The sequence below is a fragment of the Micromonospora sp. A202 genome (genome assembly GCF_006715105.1).
In the GTDB taxonomy this organism is placed as follows: Bacteria; Actinomycetota; Actinomycetes; order Mycobacteriales; family Micromonosporaceae; genus Micromonospora; species Micromonospora zamorensis.
Map to the genome: position 1 here is coordinate 2,198,264 of NZ_VFMP01000001.1, position 16,250 is coordinate 2,214,513.

Genomic DNA, 16,250 nt, shown 5'->3' on the forward strand with positions numbered 1-16,250 from the left:
CGCTGGCATCCGTACGAGACGCGCGGTGCGTCTGCTCTTCGCGGTCAAACGCGGCTGGTATCGGCTCCGCTATCGGCGACTGACACTCGGCCGGGACGTGGAGATCCGTGGTCGGATCCGGCTGCGCCGCGGCGTGCGGGTGACCATCGGTGACCGCACCAGGTTGAACAAACTCGTCCGCTTCGCGGGCCCCGGCGAGGTGCGCGTCGGCGCCGACTGTCTGCTCAACGCGACCTGGATCGGCACCTGGACGTCGGTGACAGTGGGGGACCGGTGCCTCCTGTCGGACTGCGAGCTGCTCGACAACGACTTCCACAACCTGCCGCCCGCGCAGCGGCACGCGCCGCCCGGCCCCGCCACCCGCGCCCCGATCGTCCTCGAGGACAACGTGTGGGTCGGCGCGCACGCCCTGGTCATGAAGGGCGTGCGCATCGGCCGGGACAGCGTCGTGGGCGCGGCCACTGTGGTCCGGACGGACGTCGCACCCGGCGTCGTGGTCGTCGGCAATCCTCAACAGACGGTGAAGAAGTTCCATGACTGATGCAGCTCCCGGCACCTGGTCCACCGACGCCCCGTCCTCCGGGACCTCCGGCGCGGTGACACTGACCGACCTGCTGCGGGTGCCGATGCACCGGCTGCGGTTGGTGGCGGCGGTGGCGATGGTCGGTCTGCTCGCCGCGCTCGGCTACGTGCTGCTGGTGCCTGCGGCGATGAGCGCGAGCGCCGTGGTGGCGGTCCGGCCGGTGGTGACCGACGCGTTCACCCCCAGCGGCGCGGGCGCCGACCGCGCGGTCAACATGAACGTGGAGAGCGGCATCGCCACCGGCACCGAGGTGGTGCAGCGGCTCGCCGACTCCGCCGGCGGCGACCCGCGCGACATCCGCAACGCGCTCGAGGTCGAGGTGCCCACCGGTGGGCAGATCCTGCGCTTCACCTACCAGGCGGGCGAAGCGCAGCGGGCGGTGCAGAGCGCCAACATGGCCGCCCAGGCCTACCTGGACGTGCGACGCACGATGTACGAGCAGCAGCGCGCCGAGATGCTGCGTTCCTACGACGAGAGCATCACGAAGGTCGTCGCCCAGCAGACCGCGCTGCAGAAGCGGGCGAACACCGCCAAGGACACCGCCGCCGGGGATGCGCTGGTGGCCGAGCTGGCCGGGATCAACAACCAGCTCACGCAACTCAACGCCGCCCGTACCGAGATCGCCGCGGTGGACGTCAACCCGGGGTGGGTCACCCAGAGCGCCGAGAAGGCGCTGGTCACCTCCGCCGGGCACCGACCGCTCTATCTGGTCGCCGGGCTGCTCGGTGGGGCGCTGATCGGCATCGTGCTGGCGTACGCCTGGGAGTCGACCGACCGGCGCGTCCGTTCGGTCGCCGACGGGCGGGACGCCACCGGTCTGCCGCTGCTCGGCACTGTGCGCCGCCCGTCGTTGCGGGGCAGCGCCCGGGCGGTCGACGCCGACATCCGGTACGTGGCGATGGCCGTCGCCGAACGGGTCCGTCAGCCCGCCCGGGTGGCCCTGGTTACCGCCCGGGAGGACGCCACCGCGCTCACCGCGGGGCTCGCTGTGGCGCTCGCCGCCGACGGTCGTGAGGTCTTCGTCGCCGACGACAGCGGGCGCACCGAGCGGCTGCGCGCCACAGTGCTCGCCGACCGGGGGCGGCTGCCCATCGACCCGTCCCGGCCGATCGTGCCCAAGCCCCGCCCGGCCGGCAGCACCACGGTCGTCGCTGGCGGCGCGGACAGCACGGCCCCCCGCCGGCCCTCGCCGCACCCGCCCGGCGCCCGCCCGTCCACCGACCCGGACGCCACGCTGACACTGCCCCGGGTGTCGTCCGGCCGCCCGGACCATGGCCGGGTCGTCGACCCGGAGGAGGTGGCCGTGGGCGTGGGCAGCGTCCGGTTCGGCACCTGGCGGCAGGGTGCGGACCACGGCCTGGTGCTGTTCAACGCCCCGCCTGCGGAGTCCGACGAGCGCGGCGTCGCGGTGGCCCGGCAGGGCAGCGCGGTGGTGGTCGTCGAGCGGGACCGCACCCGGCAGAGCGACCTGCGCCGTCTCGTGGAGCGGCTGCGCGCGGCCGGCGTCACCCCGCTGGGCTTCGTGCTCACGCGCAACGGCCGGGCCTGACGGTGTCGGTCACCCGCGCCCCGGCGACCGAACCGCCGCCCGGAGGCGCTCCGGCCGCCGTCGCCCCGGTGCCGCGGCCCGCGCCGCCCCGACTGCCGCTCTGGCCGCTGTCGCTGATGTTCGGCCTGGTGCCGCTCTGGTGGCTGCTCGGCGCGTTCTACCTCGGCTGGCCCCTGCTGGGTGCGCTGCTGTTCGCGTTGCTGCTCACCCGGGGGCGGGTGCCGCTGCCGCCGGCGGTGGGCATCTGGCTGCTGTTCCTGGCCATCGTGGTGGTCAGTGCCACCCAGCTCACGTCGCCCGCCTCGCTGCTGACGTTCGCGCTGCGCCTGGCCTTCTACCTGACCGCGCTGGTGGTCGGGGTCTACGTCTACGCCGCCGCGCGGGAACGCGCCAGCCTGATGGCGGTGCTCACCCCGCTCTGCGCGTTCTGGTTCGGGCTGGTGGCGCTGGGCTGGCTCGGGGTGCTGGTGCCCCGGTTGGCGATGACCACCCCGATGGAGGTGCTGCTGCCTTCAGGGGTGGCCGGCACCCCGTTCATCCAGGACATGGTGCACCTGACCACTGCGGAATACAGCGCCCGGTCGCTGAACCCGATCTACCGACCGGCCGCGCCGTTCGCGTACACGAACAACTACGGCAGCGCGTACGCCATGACCCTGCCGTGCATGGTCGCGTACGCGATGCTGCGTCGGCGGGGGGTGCTGCGCTGGGCGTTGCTGGCGTCGCTGCCGTTGTCGCTCGCGCCGGCGTTCCTCACCCTCAACCGGGCGATGTTCCTGAGCCTCGGCGCCGGGCTGGCGGTGCTCGGGGTGCGGGCCAGCCTGCGCGGCAACGTCCGGGTCGCCGCCTCCATCGTCGGGGTGGTGGTGATCGGCGCGTTGGCCACGCTGTTCATTCCGATCACCGACCTGATCAGCCAACGGGTCGACTCCAGCGACACCAACACCGACCGGCTCTCGCTCTACACGGAGGTGATCCGCCGGGTGCAGGAGTCGCCGTGGTTGGGCTACGGCGCGCCGGTGAACGTCGACACCGTTTCGGCGGCCGCGCCGATCGGCACCCAGGGTCAGCTGTGGATGGTGCTGTTCAGCCACGGCGTGCCCGCGCTCATCTGTTTCCTGGCCTGGTTCGTCGCCGCCGCGGTGATCTGCGCGCGGGCGACCTCGGCGGCCGGGCAGTGGTTGGCGGTGGTGCCGGTGGTCTGCCTGGTCCAGGTCCCGTTCTACGGCATGGCCAATCAGAACCTGGCGGTCGCGTTCTTCGCTGTCGCCTTCGCGATGGCGCTCAGCGAACGTGAACGGCTGACCGGCTTGGCGGTGCCGCGACCGCCCGCCACGCGGGACCCGGTGGTGCTCGCATGACCGCCGCCACCCGACCTCCGGTCGGCCCGAAGCCGGTCGGCCCGGACGAGCCGGTGGCTCCGGCCGCCGCCGTGGCGGCGGACGCGGGCTCGGCCGAGACCCGCCGCAGCGCCCGCAGCGGCGTGGCCGGGCTGCTCGGCGCGGCCACCAGCGGCCTGTTCGGCTTCGTGCTGGCCGTGGTGATCACCCGGGGGTACGGCACGGCCGGCGCGGGCGCGTTCTTCGCCGCGATCGGGGTGGTCACCGTGGCCACCGCGGTGTGCACGCTCGGCGCGGAGACTGGCCTGATGTGGGCGCTGCCCCGCCGTACGGCCGGGGTGCGCGGGGACGCGGCGCGGCTGCTCCCGGTGGCGCTGATCCCGCCGCTGCTGGCCGGGCTCCTGGTCGCCGGGGTCGGCGTGCTGGTCGCCGACGCGCTCGCTCCCCGGCTGCTGGGCGGTTCCGGTGCGAGCGGCGACGCGTTGCTCACCGTCACGTTCGCCGCGGTGCCGGTGGTGGTCGCCATGACCCTGTTGCTGGCCGCTCTGCGCTGCGTGCGACCCATCCGGGCGTACGTCGGGGTGCAGTTCCTCCTGCTGCCGGTGGCCCGCCCGGTGCTGGTCGGCGCCGCCGCGCTCGCCGGTGGCGGCCTGCTCGCCGGCATGACCGGCTGGTTGGTGCCGGCGGCGTTGGCGCTGCTGGCCTGCCTCACCCTGGTCGCCGGCCCGCTCGGGTTGGGCCGGGGCGCGACGTTGCGCCCGGTTCGCTCCGACTGGTCGACGTTCTGGCGCTTCGCGCTGCCCCGGGCCGCCTCGGCGGCCATCGACGCGGGCAGCATGTGGGTGGGTGTGCTGCTCACCTCGGTGCTGGCCGGCCCGGCGGACGCGGGCGTGTTCGGCGCGGTCGGCCGGTACGTGCTGGCCGGCCAACTGGCCATGCAGGGCCTGCGGGTGGCGGTGTCGCCGCAGTTGTCCCGGCTGCTCGGGCGTGGCGAGCGGGCGGCGGCGGCGGCCGTGCACCGGCAGTTGACCATCTGGGGGCTGGTGCTGTCCTGGCCGGTGTACCTGCTGCTGGCGGTGTTCGCGCTGGCCTTCCTCCAGCTGTTCGGGCCGGAGTTCACCGCTGGCGTGCCGGCGATGACGGTGCTCGCGCTGGCGATGCTGGTCAACACCGGGGTGGGCAACGTGCAGAGCCTGCTGCTGATGGGTGGGCGCAGCGGGCTGCACCTGGTGGCCACGGTCGCCGGGTTGACGGTGACCGTCTCGCTGGGCCTCTGGCTGATCCCCAGCCACGGCGCCACTGGCGCGGCGGTGGCCTGGGCCGCGGGCATCGCCACCGAGAACCTCACCGCCGCCGGGTTTGCCCGGTCGGTGGTTCGGGAGCCGCTGTTCGACGCCGCGATGGTGCGCGCCGCGGCGGTCACGGTCGCCGGTGTGGGATTGGCGGCCGGCGCCGGCGTGCTGGCGGGCGGTCGCGGCCTGCCCGGCCTGTTGGTGGCGCTGGTGGTGCTGCTGGCCGGCTGCGTCGGCATGTTGACGTTGCCCCGGGTGCGCGCCGGCATCCGGGGGACCATGAGGCAGATCCGTGCAGGGGACAACGCGGCCACGGCCGCCGAGCCCACTCCGGCATCGACGAGAGGCAGGTGAGGTCCGTCGTGGCGTCCATCCGTGACCGGGTCAAGCAGTTGGTCCCGACCCAGGTGACCACCCGGGTGAAGGAGTCGCTGGTCGACTACGGGGTACGCACCAGTGATCGCCGGCCGCTGCCGGACTTCCTGATCATCGGCACCAAGCGGGGTGGCACCACCTCCCTGTGGAACTACCTCATCCAGCACCCGCTGGTGCCGCGCCTCTTTCCCGCGTGGAACACCAAGTCGGCGCACTATTTCGAGGAGCACTGGGCTCGCGGCGAGTCCTGGTACCGCTCGCACTTCCCGACCGAGCGGCACCGGGACGCGCTGGCCAAGCGGCACGGCGGCCCGGTCCGGGTCGGTGAGGCAGCCCCGCTGTACATGTTCCACCCCCTCGCCGCGCAGCGGGTCGCCGCGCTGATGCCGACGGTGAAGCTGATCGTCCTGCTGCGGGACCCGGTGGAGCGGGCGTACTCGCACTGGAAGGAACGCCGCACCCACGGCATCGAGCCGTTGGACTTCCCCGACGCGCTGGCCGCCGAGCCGGAGCGCACGGCGGGGGAGCGGGAGCGGCTGATCGCCGAGCCGGAGTCGTTCAGCGAGGCGTACGACTGGTACACGTACCGGGCCCGGGGGCGCTACCTGGAACACCTGGAGCCGTGGTTGGAGCGCTTCGACCGGCAGCAGATCCTCTTCCTGCCCAGCGAGGACCTCTACCGTGACTCCCGCGCGACCTATCGGCGCACGCTCGACTTCCTCGGGCTGCCGGCGTACGACCTGCCCAACTTCAAGGTCTACAACGACCGGCGCTCGTCGCCGTTGGAGCCGGCGGTGCGCGCGGAGCTGACCGACTACTACCGGCCGTACAACGACGCGTTGCGTCAGCGGCTCGGGCTGGACCTCGACTGGTCGGACCGTCCGGCGTGACGACGAGGGTGGGCCCGACCACGGACCCGCGCTCGCGGGTGGACGGTCTGGGCTGGGTGAGCCGCGCGGTCTTCCCGGACGACCGGGTCGGCCTGACCGTGGGCGGTGCCCTGCCGGCCGGTCACCAGGCGGTGGCCCGGTACGCGGTCGTGCCGTCGGTCGCCCGGGCGAGGTTCCTGGTGCCGCTGGGCTCATCCCGGGCCGGAGCGGCGTCGCTGCTGGCGTACAACGCCCTCCGGCCACCGAAGGTGCGCGCGCTACGGGCGGTGCTGGGCGGCCTGGCACGGTTCGGTCAGGTGGGCCTCGCGCCCTTTCCGACGCTGACCGTCTCGGTGCCCGCCGGAGCGTCGGCGGCCGAGCTGCTGCTGACCGAGCGGCTCGCCGCGGATCTGGGCGGCGCGCCGCTGCTGGCAGCCTGCGGGGTGCGGCCACCCGACCCGAACGCCAAGCCGACCCTGCAACTCTTCACCGCCGATGGTCGTCCGCGCGGGTACGCGAAGATCGGTTGGAACGACGCGACCCGCGCGCTGGTCACCGCGGAGGCGGCGGCGCTGCGGGCGTTGCGCGCGGTGACCGGCGTGCCGGATCACCCGACGCCGCCAGGGCTGCTCACCGAGACGGCGTGGGCGGGTCAGGTGGTCGCGGTGATCGAGCCGTTGCCACCAGGCGTACGCGGTGTGCCGGTCGACGACCCGCCACGGATCGCGGCGCTGCTCGCGGTCGCCCGACGCGGCGGCCCGGCGGGTACGCCCCGACCACTGGCCGGCTCCACCTTCCTGACCCGGTTGGGCGGGCTGGCCGATCGGGCCGCCGCGGTCGAGCCGGCCGGTGCGCGGGCGGTAGCCGCGGTTTCCGCGCTGGGCCGCCGGCATGGCGACACCCGTGTCGAGTTCGGCCACTGGCATGGTGACTGGGTGCCATGGAACCTGGGCTGGCATGCCGGCCAGTTGGTCGCCTGGGACTGGGAGCACAGCGGTCCGGACGTGCCGGTCGGGTTCGACCTGGCGCACGACGCGTTCCAACGGGCGCTGGTGCTGCGGGGGGAGTCGGCCGACGCGGCGGCCTCGGCCGTCGACGGGCACCTGGGCCGGCACGGCGACCGACTCGGCCTCGACGCGGCGCAGCGCCGCCTGGTCGCGGACGCGTACCTGGTGGAGATGTGGTTGCGCACCTGGCGGCTGGCCGACGCGGGCGCCGGCTGGAACGCCGCGCTGCATCCCGCACTGCTGGACGTCATAGAGAAAAGACATAGCGGCTGATCCGGGGAATCGCGGCGTCGAGGATGCGGCGCAGAGTGACGACAAAATCGCAGGTGGTGATGACGGTCGATGGGTCCTCGGGCGATCGGTGCGCCGGACAGCCCGATGTGGAGATCGACATCTCGTCCGGTCGCGCTATTCAAGGACCGGGGAACGTGTGATCTGCTTCTGCGTGGCGTGAACTGAAATTCCAAGCGAACTTGTGGGGAGTCGCGTGGACACGAAGAACGACGACGGTACGGCGCCGGTGCTGCTGCTGGTCGGATCCAGCGGCGGACACCTGGCCCAACTACTCGCCCTGCGGCCCTGGTACGAACAGTGGCAGCGCTGCTGGGTCACCTTTGACACCCCGGAGGCGCTGTCCCTGCTCAACGGTGAGGATCTGGTGCCCGCGCACCACCCGACCACCCGCAACGTGCCGAACCTGCTGCGCAACGCGCTGCTGGCCTGGCGGGTCCTGCGGGCCCGGCGGGTCGCCGCGGTGGTCACCACCGGTGCCGGCGTGGCGGTGCCGTTCGTGGTGCTGGCCCGGCTGCGGCGCATCCCGACCGTCTACATCGAGGTGTACGACCGGATCGACACCCCGACGCTGACCGCCCGGCTCTGCCGCCCGTTCCTGTCCGCGATGCTCGTGCAGTGGGACGAGCAGCGCCGGCAGTACCCCGAGGCGACCGTCGTCGGGACGCTGCTGTGACCGGGGAGACGGGCACCGCCCGGCGTCCGCAGCCGCAGCCGACAGTGGAGTCGTCCCGCCTGCCGCGCCAGCGCGACAGCGCGTCGACGGCCCAGCTCAAACTGCTGGTGGCAGTCGGCACCGACAAGCACCCCTTCGACCGGCTCGTCGACTGGCTGGCGCAGTGGCACGCGCAGGTCACCGCCCCGGTCGGACTGACCGTGCAGCACGGGCACACGAACGCGCCGTCGCTGCCCGGCGCGGTGCCGTTCCTCGGCCACGACGAGCTGCAGCAGGCGATGGTCCACGCCGACCTGGTGGTCTGCCACGGCGGCCCGGCGACCATCCTGGAGGCCCGCCGGCACGGCCACCTGCCCATCGTGGTCCCCCGGGACCCGACGCGCGGTGAGCACGTCGACGACCACCAACTCCTCTTCGCCCGCCGCCTCGGCGCGGCCGGGCTGGTGGCGCTCTGCGAGACCCGGGAGGCACTGCACGACGCGTTGACGACCGGGCTGGCCGACCCCTCCCGGTACGCGGTGGCCGCCGACCCCGACGCACACGAGGCGCGACGGGCGGCGGTGGCCCGGGTCGGGCGGATCGTCGACGACCTCGTTGCCGGTTCGACCCCGCGCCCATCCCGGTGGCGGGTCCGGTCCCGGCCACGTCCGGGCACGAAGGAGACCCGATGACCCAGCAGCCCAGCGTCAGCGTCGTGGTGCCCACCCGGGACCGTCCCGAGCTGCTGCGGGCAGCGGTGCGCGCGATCCTGGCCCAGGAATACCCAGGCTCGATCGAGGCCGTGGTGGTGTTCGACCAGTCCGCGTCGGACGAGTCGCTGACCGAGCTGGCGACCGGCCCGGACCGCGCGGTGCGGGTGATCCACAACTCCCGTACGCCGGGGTTGGCCGGTGCGCGCAACAGCGGGACCGTCGCGTCCGGCGGTGAGCTGGTCGCGTTCTGCGACGACGACGACGAGTGGCTGCCCGGCAAGCTGGCCGCCCAGGTCGACGCGCTGGCCGCCCACCCGGAATCCGAGTTCGTCTGTTGCGGCATCCGCGTCAGCTACGACGGGCACACCGTCGACCGGGTGCTCGACAAGGACCGGATCACCCTGGACGACCTGCTGCGCGACCGGATGACGGAGCTGCACCCGTCGACCTTCCTGATCCGCGCCAGCGCGCTGCGCGACGGCTTCGGTCTGGTGGACGAGGAGATCCCGGGCAGCTACGCGGAGGACTACGAGTTCCTGCTCCGGGCCGCGCGCAGCGGGCCGCTGATCAACCTGCGTACGCCGTCGGTGCTGGTCCGCTGGCACAAGCGCTCGTACTTCGCGCAGCGGTGGGACACCATCTCCGAGGCGTTGCAGTGGTTGCTGGAGCGCTACCCGGAGTTCGCCACCCAACCGGCCGGTGCGGCCCGCGTCGCCGGGCAGATCGCGTTCGCGCAGGCCGCCTCCGGTGACCGCCGGGGCGCGTTGCGCTGGGCGCGACGCACCCTGCGCAGCAATCCGCGCGAGCCGCGCGCCTACCTGGCCCTTGCCGTCGCCGGTCGGGTGGTCCGGGCCGACGCGGTGCTGCGCACCCTGCACAAGCGCGGTCGGGGGATCTGAGCCGCCGCCGGCACCCGGTCACCGACCGGGTGCCGGCGTCCGCAGGGCGGGACGCGCCGGGCAGCACGGCGGGGCGGCCATCGGCCGTGACAGACTGACCGACGTGTTGCGCTGGCTGACTGCAGGTGAATCGCACGGTCCCGCCCTCGTCGCGATGATGGAGGGGGTGCCGGCCGGCATCGAGGTGACCACCACCGTGATCGCCGACGAGCTGGCCCGCCGGCGGCTGGGCTACGGCCGTGGCGCCCGGATGTCGTTCGAACGCGACGAGGTCGAGCTGCTCGGCGGCCTTCGGCACGGCGTCACCCTGGGCAGCCCGGTGGCCATCCGGGTCGGCAACTCCGAGTGGCCGAAGTGGCAGACCGTGATGGCCGCCGACCCGGTCGACCCCGACGAGCTGGCCCGGCAGGCCCGCAACGCCCCGCTGACCCGCCCCCGGCCGGGCCACGCCGACCTGGCCGGCATGCAGAAGTACGGCCACACCGACGCCCGGCCGATCCTGGAACGCGCCAGCGCCCGGGAGACCGCCGCCCGGGTCGCCGTCGGCGCGGTCGCCAAGGCCCTGATCCGTCAGGCGCTCGGCATCGAGATCGTCTCGCACGTCGTCGAGCTGGGCCCGGTGGCCGCGAAGCCCGGTCTGCGCCCCACCCCGTCCGACGCCGCCCGCATCGACGCCGACCCGCTGCGCTGCCTCGACGCGGAGGCCAGCGCCCTGATGGTCGCCGAGGTCGATGCCGCGAAGAAGGCCGCCGACACCCTCGGTGGCGTGGTCGAGGTCCTGGCGTACGGGGTGCCACCGGGGTTGGGCAGCCACGTGCAGTGGGACCGCAAGCTCGACGCCCGACTGGCCACCGCGCTCATGTCCATCCAGGCGATCAAGGGCGTGGAGATCGGTGACGGCTGGCAGCAGGCCCGGTCCCGTGGCTCACAGGCGCACGACGAGATCATTCCGTCGGCCACCGGCGTCCGCCGGGTCACCGACCGGGCCGGCGGGCTGGAGGGCGGCATCACCACCGGTGAGCCGCTGCGGGTCCGCGCCGCGATGAAGCCGATCTCGTCGCTCAACCGGGCGCTGGCCACCGTGGACGTCACGACCGGCGAGCCGGCCACCGCGATCAACCAGCGGTCCGACGTGTGCGCGGTGCCCGCCGCGGCGGTCGTCGCCGAGGCGATGGTGGCGCTGGTGCTCGCCGAGGCGGCCACCGAGAAGTTCGGTGGGGACTCGATCGCCGAGATCCGCCGCAACCTGGCCGGATACCTCGACGCGCTGGTCATCCGCTGATGGCCCCGCTCGTCGTGCTGGTCGGCGCGCCCGGCTGCGGCAAGACCACCGTCGGGCGGGCGCTCGCCGACGCCCTCGGGGTGGAGTTCCGCGACACCGACACCGACATCGAGCAGATGGCCGGTAAGCCGATCCCGGAGATCTTCATCGACGAGGGTGAGGCGCACTTCCGTACCCTGGAGCGGGCCGCGGTGGCCGCGGCGCTGGCTGCCGGCACGGGCGTGCTTGCCCTCGGCGGCGGCGCGGTGCTGGCCGAGGAGACCCGGGCCGCCCTGGTGGGGCACCGGGTGGTGCACCTCTCGGTCGAGTTGCCCGACGCGGTGAAGCGCGTCGGGCTCGGCACCGGCCGGCCGCTGTTGGCGCTCAACCCGCGGGCCACCCTCAAGCACCTGATGGACCAGCGCCGGCCGCTCTACGCCGAGGTCGCCACCGCGACGGTGACCACCGACGGGCGGGCCCCAGCGGCGATCGTCGACGAGATCACCGCCCTGCTGCCCCGCTGACGTCGGCCCGGCCGGTGAGCTACCGGCCGGGCGACGGGTGCCCTTCCCGGGGCCGCGCTCAGCCTCGGGCCGCGGCGTCGAGCACGTCGGCCAGGGCCTTCGGCTCGCTGAGCATCGGCCAGTGCCCGGTGGGCAGTGCGAACAGCTGACCACCGGCCAACCCGGTGAAGTACGGGTGGCCCTCGCTGATCATCTGCTCCACCACCGCCAGCGGAAAGGTGCAGGCGACCAGCGCGGTCGGCACCGGACGCCCGCCGGTGCGCCGCACCGGGTCGGTGGCGGCCCGCAGCGGCTGCGGGGTGGCCCGGGCGCGGAGCATTGCCAGCGTCGGCTCGTCCAGGCCGGCCAGGTTGGTCGGGTCGGCGGCCGGGTCCCAGGCCGGCGGCGGCAGCAGGTGCCCGTCACCGGTCGCGGCCCGCAGGTGCTGCTGCTCTTCGGGGGGAAGGGTGTCGAACTGCGCGGTGCCATCGGGCAGCGGACCACTCTCCACGTAGACCACCCGGGCGATGCGGTCCGGGATGCGGTCCGCCGCCTGGGCGACCGGCATGCCGCCGCCGGAGTGCCCGACCAGCAGCACGTCGCGCAGATCCTCAACCTCGATCAGCCGGACGATGTCGCGGGTGTGGGTCTCCAGGCTCACCTCCGGCCCGGCCAGGTGGTCGCGCTCGGCCAACCCGGTCAGCGTCATCGGGTGCACGTCGTGACCCTGCGCGCGCAGGGTCGCGGTCACCTCCCGCCACGCCCAGGCCCCCAACCAGAAGCCCGGCACCAGTACGAACGTCGCCATCTGTCGCTCCTTCTCTCGGTTACCGACAGACCGTACGATCGAATCCGGACAGGATCCGCCCGGTTTGGAGGAGTGGCCCGTGTCGCATCCCGCCGGTCGGGTGCTGGCTCTGCTGGAGTTGCTCCAGGCCCGGCACCGCGCGACCGCCACCGAGTTGGCCGCGCGGCTCGGCGTCGACGAGCGGACCGTGCGCCGGTACGCGGCCACCCTGGTCGAGCTGGGCATCCCGGTCACCGCCGACCGAGGCCGCCACGGCGGCTACCGGCTGCACCCCGGCTACAAGCTGCCACCACTGATGCTCACCGACGACGAGGCGGTGGCGGTGCTGCTCGGCCTGGTCGTCGCCGAGCGGGTCGGGCTGGCCACCGAGCAGCCCGCCACGGCCACGGCAGTCGCGAAGATCCGTCGGGTGCTGCCGGCGGCGCTCGCCGACCGACTCGCGGCCGTGCAGGAGCACCTCGGTTTCACCCTGCGACGCCCCGAACCGGAGCTGCGGCCGGCGTCGGGCACCCTGCTCGCCCTGGCCTCGGCCGCCCGGCACCGGCAGCGGGTGGCGCTGGACTACCGCTCCTGGCGCGGTGAGCAGTCGCACCGGGAGCTCGACCCGTACGGTCTGGTCTTCCACTCCGGCCGGTGGTACGTCACCGGCCACGACCACCGGCGCGGCGAGGTCCGCACGTTCCGGTTGGACCGCATCGGCACCGTGACGCCGGGCGGGGCGACGTTCACCGTCCCGGAGGGCTTCGACCCGGTGGCGCGGGTGACCCGGTCACTGGCCGGTGTGCCGTACACGCACGAGGTCGAGGTGCTGCTGGAGACCGACCTGGTCACCGCCCGTCGCCGCATCCCGCCCAGCGTGGCCGAGCTGACCGCCGCCACCGACGGGGTGCTGCTGCGGGCCCGGGCGGAGAGCCTGCCGGGTATGGCCGTGCTGCTCGCCGGTCTGGGCTGCCCGTTCACGGTGCGACACCCGGACGCGCTGCGCGCCGAGGTGGCCGAGCACGCCCGACTGCTCGCCGACTGGGCGGCCCGGCCAGCAGGTGGGCAGCCGCCCGCACCACGTCGTCCGCTCGACTAGGCTGCCGGCGATGGACGAGGTGACCCGGATTCCGGTCGGCGGCGAGCGGCCGTACGACGTGTTGGTGGGGCGTGACCTGCTGGGCGCGCTGCCCGGCCTGCTGCCCGGCGCGAGCCGTGCGGCGGTGCTGCACGCGCCCCCGCTCAAGGCCCTGGCGGACGCGCTCGGCGAGCGGCTGCGCGCCGCCGGCATCGAGCCGCTGCCGATCGAGGTGCCCGACGCCGAGTCGGGCAAGCAGATCGACGTGGCCGCCTCCTGCTGGGACCGGCTCGGGGCGGCCGGCTTCACCCGTACCGACGCTGTCGTCGGGGTGGGAGGCGGCGCGGTGACCGATCTGGCCGGGTTCGTCGCGGCCTGCTGGTTGCGCGGGGTGCGCTGGGTTCCGGTGGCGACCTCGCTGCTGGGCATGGTCGACGCCGCCGTCGGCGGCAAGACGGGCATCAACACGGCCGCCGGCAAGAACCTGGTGGGCGCGTTCCACCCGCCGGTCGGTGTGCTGGCCGACCTGGCCACCCTGGACAGTCTGCCCGCTGTCGACCTGGCGGCCGGGCTCGCCGAGGTGGTCAAGTGCGGGTTCATCGCCGACCCGGCGATCCTGGACCTCGTCGAGCGCGACCCGGAGGCGGCCACCGACGCACGCGGGCCGGTGACGCGGGAGCTGATCGAGCGGGCGATCCGGGTCAAGGCCGACGTGGTCGCCGGTGACCTGCGCGAGTCGGGCGTGCGGGAGGTGCTCAACTACGGTCACACCCTCGCCCACGCGATCGAGCAGAACGAGGGCTACCGCTGGCGGCACGGTCACGCCGTCGCCGTCGGTCTGGTGTACGCCGCCGCGCTGGCCCGGCACGCCGGCCGGCTCGACGCCCCGACCGCCGACCGGCACCGGGTCACCCTGACCGCGCTCGGTCTGCCGGTGAGCTACCCGACCGACGCCTGGCCGCAGCTGCTGGCCGCGATGCGGGTCGACAAGAAGGCCCGGGGCAGTCGGCTGCGCTTCGTGGTGCTGGACGGGCTGGCCCGCCCGGCGATGCTGGAGGGCCCGGACGACGCGCTGCTGGAGGCCGCCTACCGGGAGGTGGCAACGCCGTGAAGGTCTATGTCCTGAACGGGCCGAATCTGGGCCGGTTGGGCACCCGCGAGCCCGAGGTGTACGGCGAGACCACCTACGCCGACCTGGTGGCGCTCTGCGAGCGCACCGGAGAGCAACTGGGGTTGGACGTGACGGTCCGGCAGACCGACGCCGAGCACGAACTGCTCGGTTGGCTGCACAACGCGGCTGACGAGGCTGCGGCGGTGGTGCTCAACCCGGCCGCCTGGTCGCACTACTCGTACGCGGTGCGGGACGCCTGCGCCATGCTGCGGGGGCCGTTGGTGGAGGTGCACCTGTCCAACATCCACGCCCGCGAGGGGTTCCGGCACCACTCGGTGGTGTCCGCGGTGGCGACCGGGGTGATCTGCGGTCTCGGCATCGACGGTTATCGCCTCGCACTGCACCACCTGGCCGCCCGAGCCGCCTGACCGGCGGCTTCCCGCCCCGCCGCACCCGACCTTTCACCGTCTTTCGCGCCGGTCTGTGGCAAATCACCGATTGTGATCGCCAATTCTCGTCGGCGAGCGTCACTCCGCGTCCCCCGCCCGGCGCTAGGCCACCTGCCTGCTCGCTCCCTTTGCTCTGCACCTGCGGATGCGACAGGGCGGTGAGCTGCGAATATGTGAGCTGCGTTGCCGTAGGGGCGACAGCCTCCCGGTACGGTGCGTGACTGTCGCATATAGGTATGCAAAGCAAAGGGGGTCGACCAGGGGAGGGGTGCCTCCCCTGGAAGGTCGCTCTGTGTTAACTCCGTGGGTGTCGATGCCCAAGGGGTGGCCCGCGCCGAAGTAGGGCGGTCAGCGAGTCTCGGCGCAGCTAGTAGACTCGTAAGGTCTGTCCGCCAATTGATGATCAAGGCAGGAAATGGCCTCCACCAACGACCTCAAAAACGGCCTGGTTCTCAACCTGGACGGCGAGCTCTGGGCCGTCGTCGAGTTCCAGCACGTCAAGCCCGGTAAGGGTGGTGCCTTCGTGCGCACCACGCTGAAGAACGTGCTGTCCGGGAAGGTGGTCGACAAGACCTTCAACGCGGGCACCAAGGTCGAAACCGCGACCGTTGACAAGCGCACGATGCAATACCTCTACGCCGACGGCGAAGACTTCGTCTTCATGGATCTGGAGACCTTCGACCAGATCACCGTGCCCGGTGGCACCGTCGGTGAGGCAGCCAACTACCTGCTGCCCGAGGCGGAGGCGACCGTCGCCCAGCACGAGGGGGTGCCGCTCTACATCGAGCTGCCCACCAGTGTCGTGCTGGAGGTCACCTACACCGAGCCGGGCCTGCAGGGCGACCGTTCGACCGGTGGCACCAAGCCGGCGACCGTGGAGACCGGTGCCACAGTGCCGGTTCCGCTGTTCATCACCACCGGTGAGAAGATCAAGGTCGACACCCGCGACGGCCGTTACCTCGGCCGCGCCTGATGGCTGAGGGTTCCAAGCAGCAGATGCCGGCGCGCCGCAAGGCGCGCAAGCGGGCGCTGGATGTCCTCTACGAGTCCGACCTACGAGACAAGCCTCCGGTCGAGGTGCTCGCCGGCTACGTGCAGCGGATCGAGCAGCCCCGACCGGAGCACCTGGGCTACGCGGTCGGCCTGGTCGAGGGTGTCGCCGAGCACCTTGACCGGATCGACGAGCTCATCGCCAGTTACGCCGAGGGATGGACGCTGGAGCGGATGCCGGTCGTCGACCGGAATCTGGCCCGGATCGCCGTCTACGAGCTGCTCTACGTCGACGAGATCGACGACGCGGTGGCGATCAGCGAGGCCGTTGAGCTGGCCCGGCAGATGTCCACCGATGATTCGCCGCGCTTCCTCAACGGGGTGCTCGGCCGGATCGCCGAGTACGCCACCCGCTGAGCGTCGCACCGACGAACGCCGCAACGCGAAAGGGCCCGTGCCATCCGGCACGGGCCCTTTCGGTGGAGCCGCAGATCGGGT

At 73.2% G+C, this 16,250-nt stretch carries 17 protein-coding genes; 16 read left to right on the forward strand and 1 reads right to left on the reverse strand.

Annotated elements, in window-relative coordinates:
• The first annotated feature begins 25 nt into the window (after positions 1–25).
• The 11 genes from FBZ33_RS10095 (at position 26) to FBZ33_RS10145 (ending at position 11,358) form a co-directional block, all read left to right on the forward strand.
• Positions 26–541 (forward strand): DapH/DapD/GlmU-related protein, encoded by a 516-nt coding sequence (locus FBZ33_RS10095; RefSeq protein WP_231927317.1) that lies wholly within the window; start codon positions 26–28, stop codon positions 539–541.
• A complete protein-coding gene (locus FBZ33_RS10100; RefSeq protein ID WP_141908835.1) occupies positions 534–2,132 on the forward strand; it encodes a lipopolysaccharide biosynthesis protein in 1,599 nt (532 codons plus the stop codon). Before FBZ33_RS10095 ends, FBZ33_RS10100 begins: the two co-directional genes overlap by 8 nt.
• Before the next feature lie 68 nt (positions 2,133–2,200).
• On the forward strand, positions 2,201–3,493 hold the full coding sequence (locus tag FBZ33_RS10105) for an O-antigen ligase (protein ID WP_255509118.1): 1,293 nt from the start codon (positions 2,201–2,203) through the stop codon (positions 3,491–3,493).
• Complete coding sequence (locus FBZ33_RS10110) at positions 3,490–5,118, forward strand: lipopolysaccharide biosynthesis protein (protein WP_255508786.1); 1,629 nt, start codon at positions 3,490–3,492, stop codon at positions 5,116–5,118. Before FBZ33_RS10105 ends, FBZ33_RS10110 begins: the two co-directional genes overlap by 4 nt.
• A gap of 8 nt (positions 5,119–5,126) precedes the next feature.
• Positions 5,127–6,029, forward strand: a complete 903-nt coding sequence (locus FBZ33_RS10115; protein WP_099857290.1) for a sulfotransferase domain-containing protein — start codon at positions 5,127–5,129, stop codon at positions 6,027–6,029.
• Positions 6,026–7,288: a hypothetical protein gene (locus FBZ33_RS10120; RefSeq protein WP_141908837.1), complete on the forward strand. Its 1,263-nt coding sequence runs from the start codon at positions 6,026–6,028 to the stop codon at positions 7,286–7,288. Before FBZ33_RS10115 ends, FBZ33_RS10120 begins: the two co-directional genes overlap by 4 nt.
• A 214-nt stretch (positions 7,289–7,502) precedes the next feature.
• Complete coding sequence (locus tag FBZ33_RS10125) at positions 7,503–7,982, forward strand: UDP-N-acetylglucosamine--LPS N-acetylglucosamine transferase (RefSeq protein WP_088947445.1); 480 nt, start codon at positions 7,503–7,505, stop codon at positions 7,980–7,982.
• Positions 7,979–8,653: a glycosyltransferase gene (locus FBZ33_RS10130; protein WP_141908838.1), complete on the forward strand. Its 675-nt coding sequence runs from the start codon at positions 7,979–7,981 to the stop codon at positions 8,651–8,653. The genes FBZ33_RS10125 and FBZ33_RS10130 overlap by 4 nt, the downstream gene beginning before the upstream one ends.
• Positions 8,650–9,573, forward strand: a complete 924-nt coding sequence (locus tag FBZ33_RS10135) for a glycosyltransferase family A protein (RefSeq protein ID WP_141908839.1) — start codon at positions 8,650–8,652, stop codon at positions 9,571–9,573. The genes FBZ33_RS10130 and FBZ33_RS10135 overlap by 4 nt, the downstream gene beginning before the upstream one ends.
• Before the next feature lie 103 nt (positions 9,574–9,676).
• Positions 9,677–10,855 carry a chorismate synthase gene (gene aroC, locus FBZ33_RS10140; protein WP_099852256.1) on the forward strand — a complete coding sequence of 393 codons (1,179 nt, stop codon included), beginning with the start codon at positions 9,677–9,679 and terminating at the stop codon, positions 10,853–10,855.
• Positions 10,855–11,358, forward strand: coding sequence for a shikimate kinase (locus tag FBZ33_RS10145; RefSeq protein WP_099852257.1), 504 nt, complete (start codon positions 10,855–10,857; stop codon positions 11,356–11,358). The genes aroC and FBZ33_RS10145 overlap by 1 nt, the downstream gene beginning before the upstream one ends.
• 58 nt (positions 11,359–11,416) lie before the next feature.
• On the opposite strand, the gene FBZ33_RS10150 is transcribed toward FBZ33_RS10145, so the two are convergent.
• The gene (locus FBZ33_RS10150) at positions 11,417–12,145 is read right to left on the reverse strand and encodes an alpha/beta fold hydrolase (protein WP_141908840.1); all 729 of its coding nucleotides are present in this window, start codon (positions 12,143–12,145) and stop codon (positions 11,417–11,419) included.
• 79 nt (positions 12,146–12,224) lie between these two features.
• Here FBZ33_RS10150 and FBZ33_RS10155 point away from each other — a divergent pair, with 79 nt between their 5' ends.
• The 5 genes from FBZ33_RS10155 (at position 12,225) to nusB (ending at position 16,169) form a co-directional block, all read left to right on the forward strand.
• Entirely contained in the window at positions 12,225–13,223 is a 999-nt protein-coding gene (locus FBZ33_RS10155; RefSeq protein ID WP_141908841.1) for a YafY family protein, read from the forward strand.
• A gap of 10 nt (positions 13,224–13,233) precedes the next feature.
• Positions 13,234–14,313, forward strand: a complete 1,080-nt coding sequence (aroB, locus tag FBZ33_RS10160; RefSeq protein ID WP_141908842.1) for a 3-dehydroquinate synthase — start codon at positions 13,234–13,236, stop codon at positions 14,311–14,313.
• Positions 14,310–14,741, forward strand: a complete 432-nt coding sequence (gene aroQ / locus FBZ33_RS10165) for a type II 3-dehydroquinate dehydratase (RefSeq protein ID WP_141908843.1) — start codon at positions 14,310–14,312, stop codon at positions 14,739–14,741. Before aroB ends, aroQ begins: the two co-directional genes overlap by 4 nt.
• Before the next feature lie 436 nt (positions 14,742–15,177).
• Entirely contained in the window at positions 15,178–15,735 is a 558-nt protein-coding gene (gene efp / locus FBZ33_RS10170) for an elongation factor P (protein WP_007458344.1), read from the forward strand.
• 23 nt (positions 15,736–15,758) lie between these two features.
• A complete protein-coding gene (nusB, locus tag FBZ33_RS10175) occupies positions 15,759–16,169 on the forward strand; it encodes a transcription antitermination factor NusB (RefSeq protein ID WP_172862180.1) in 411 nt (136 codons plus the stop codon).
• Positions 16,170–16,250 lie beyond the last annotated feature (81 nt).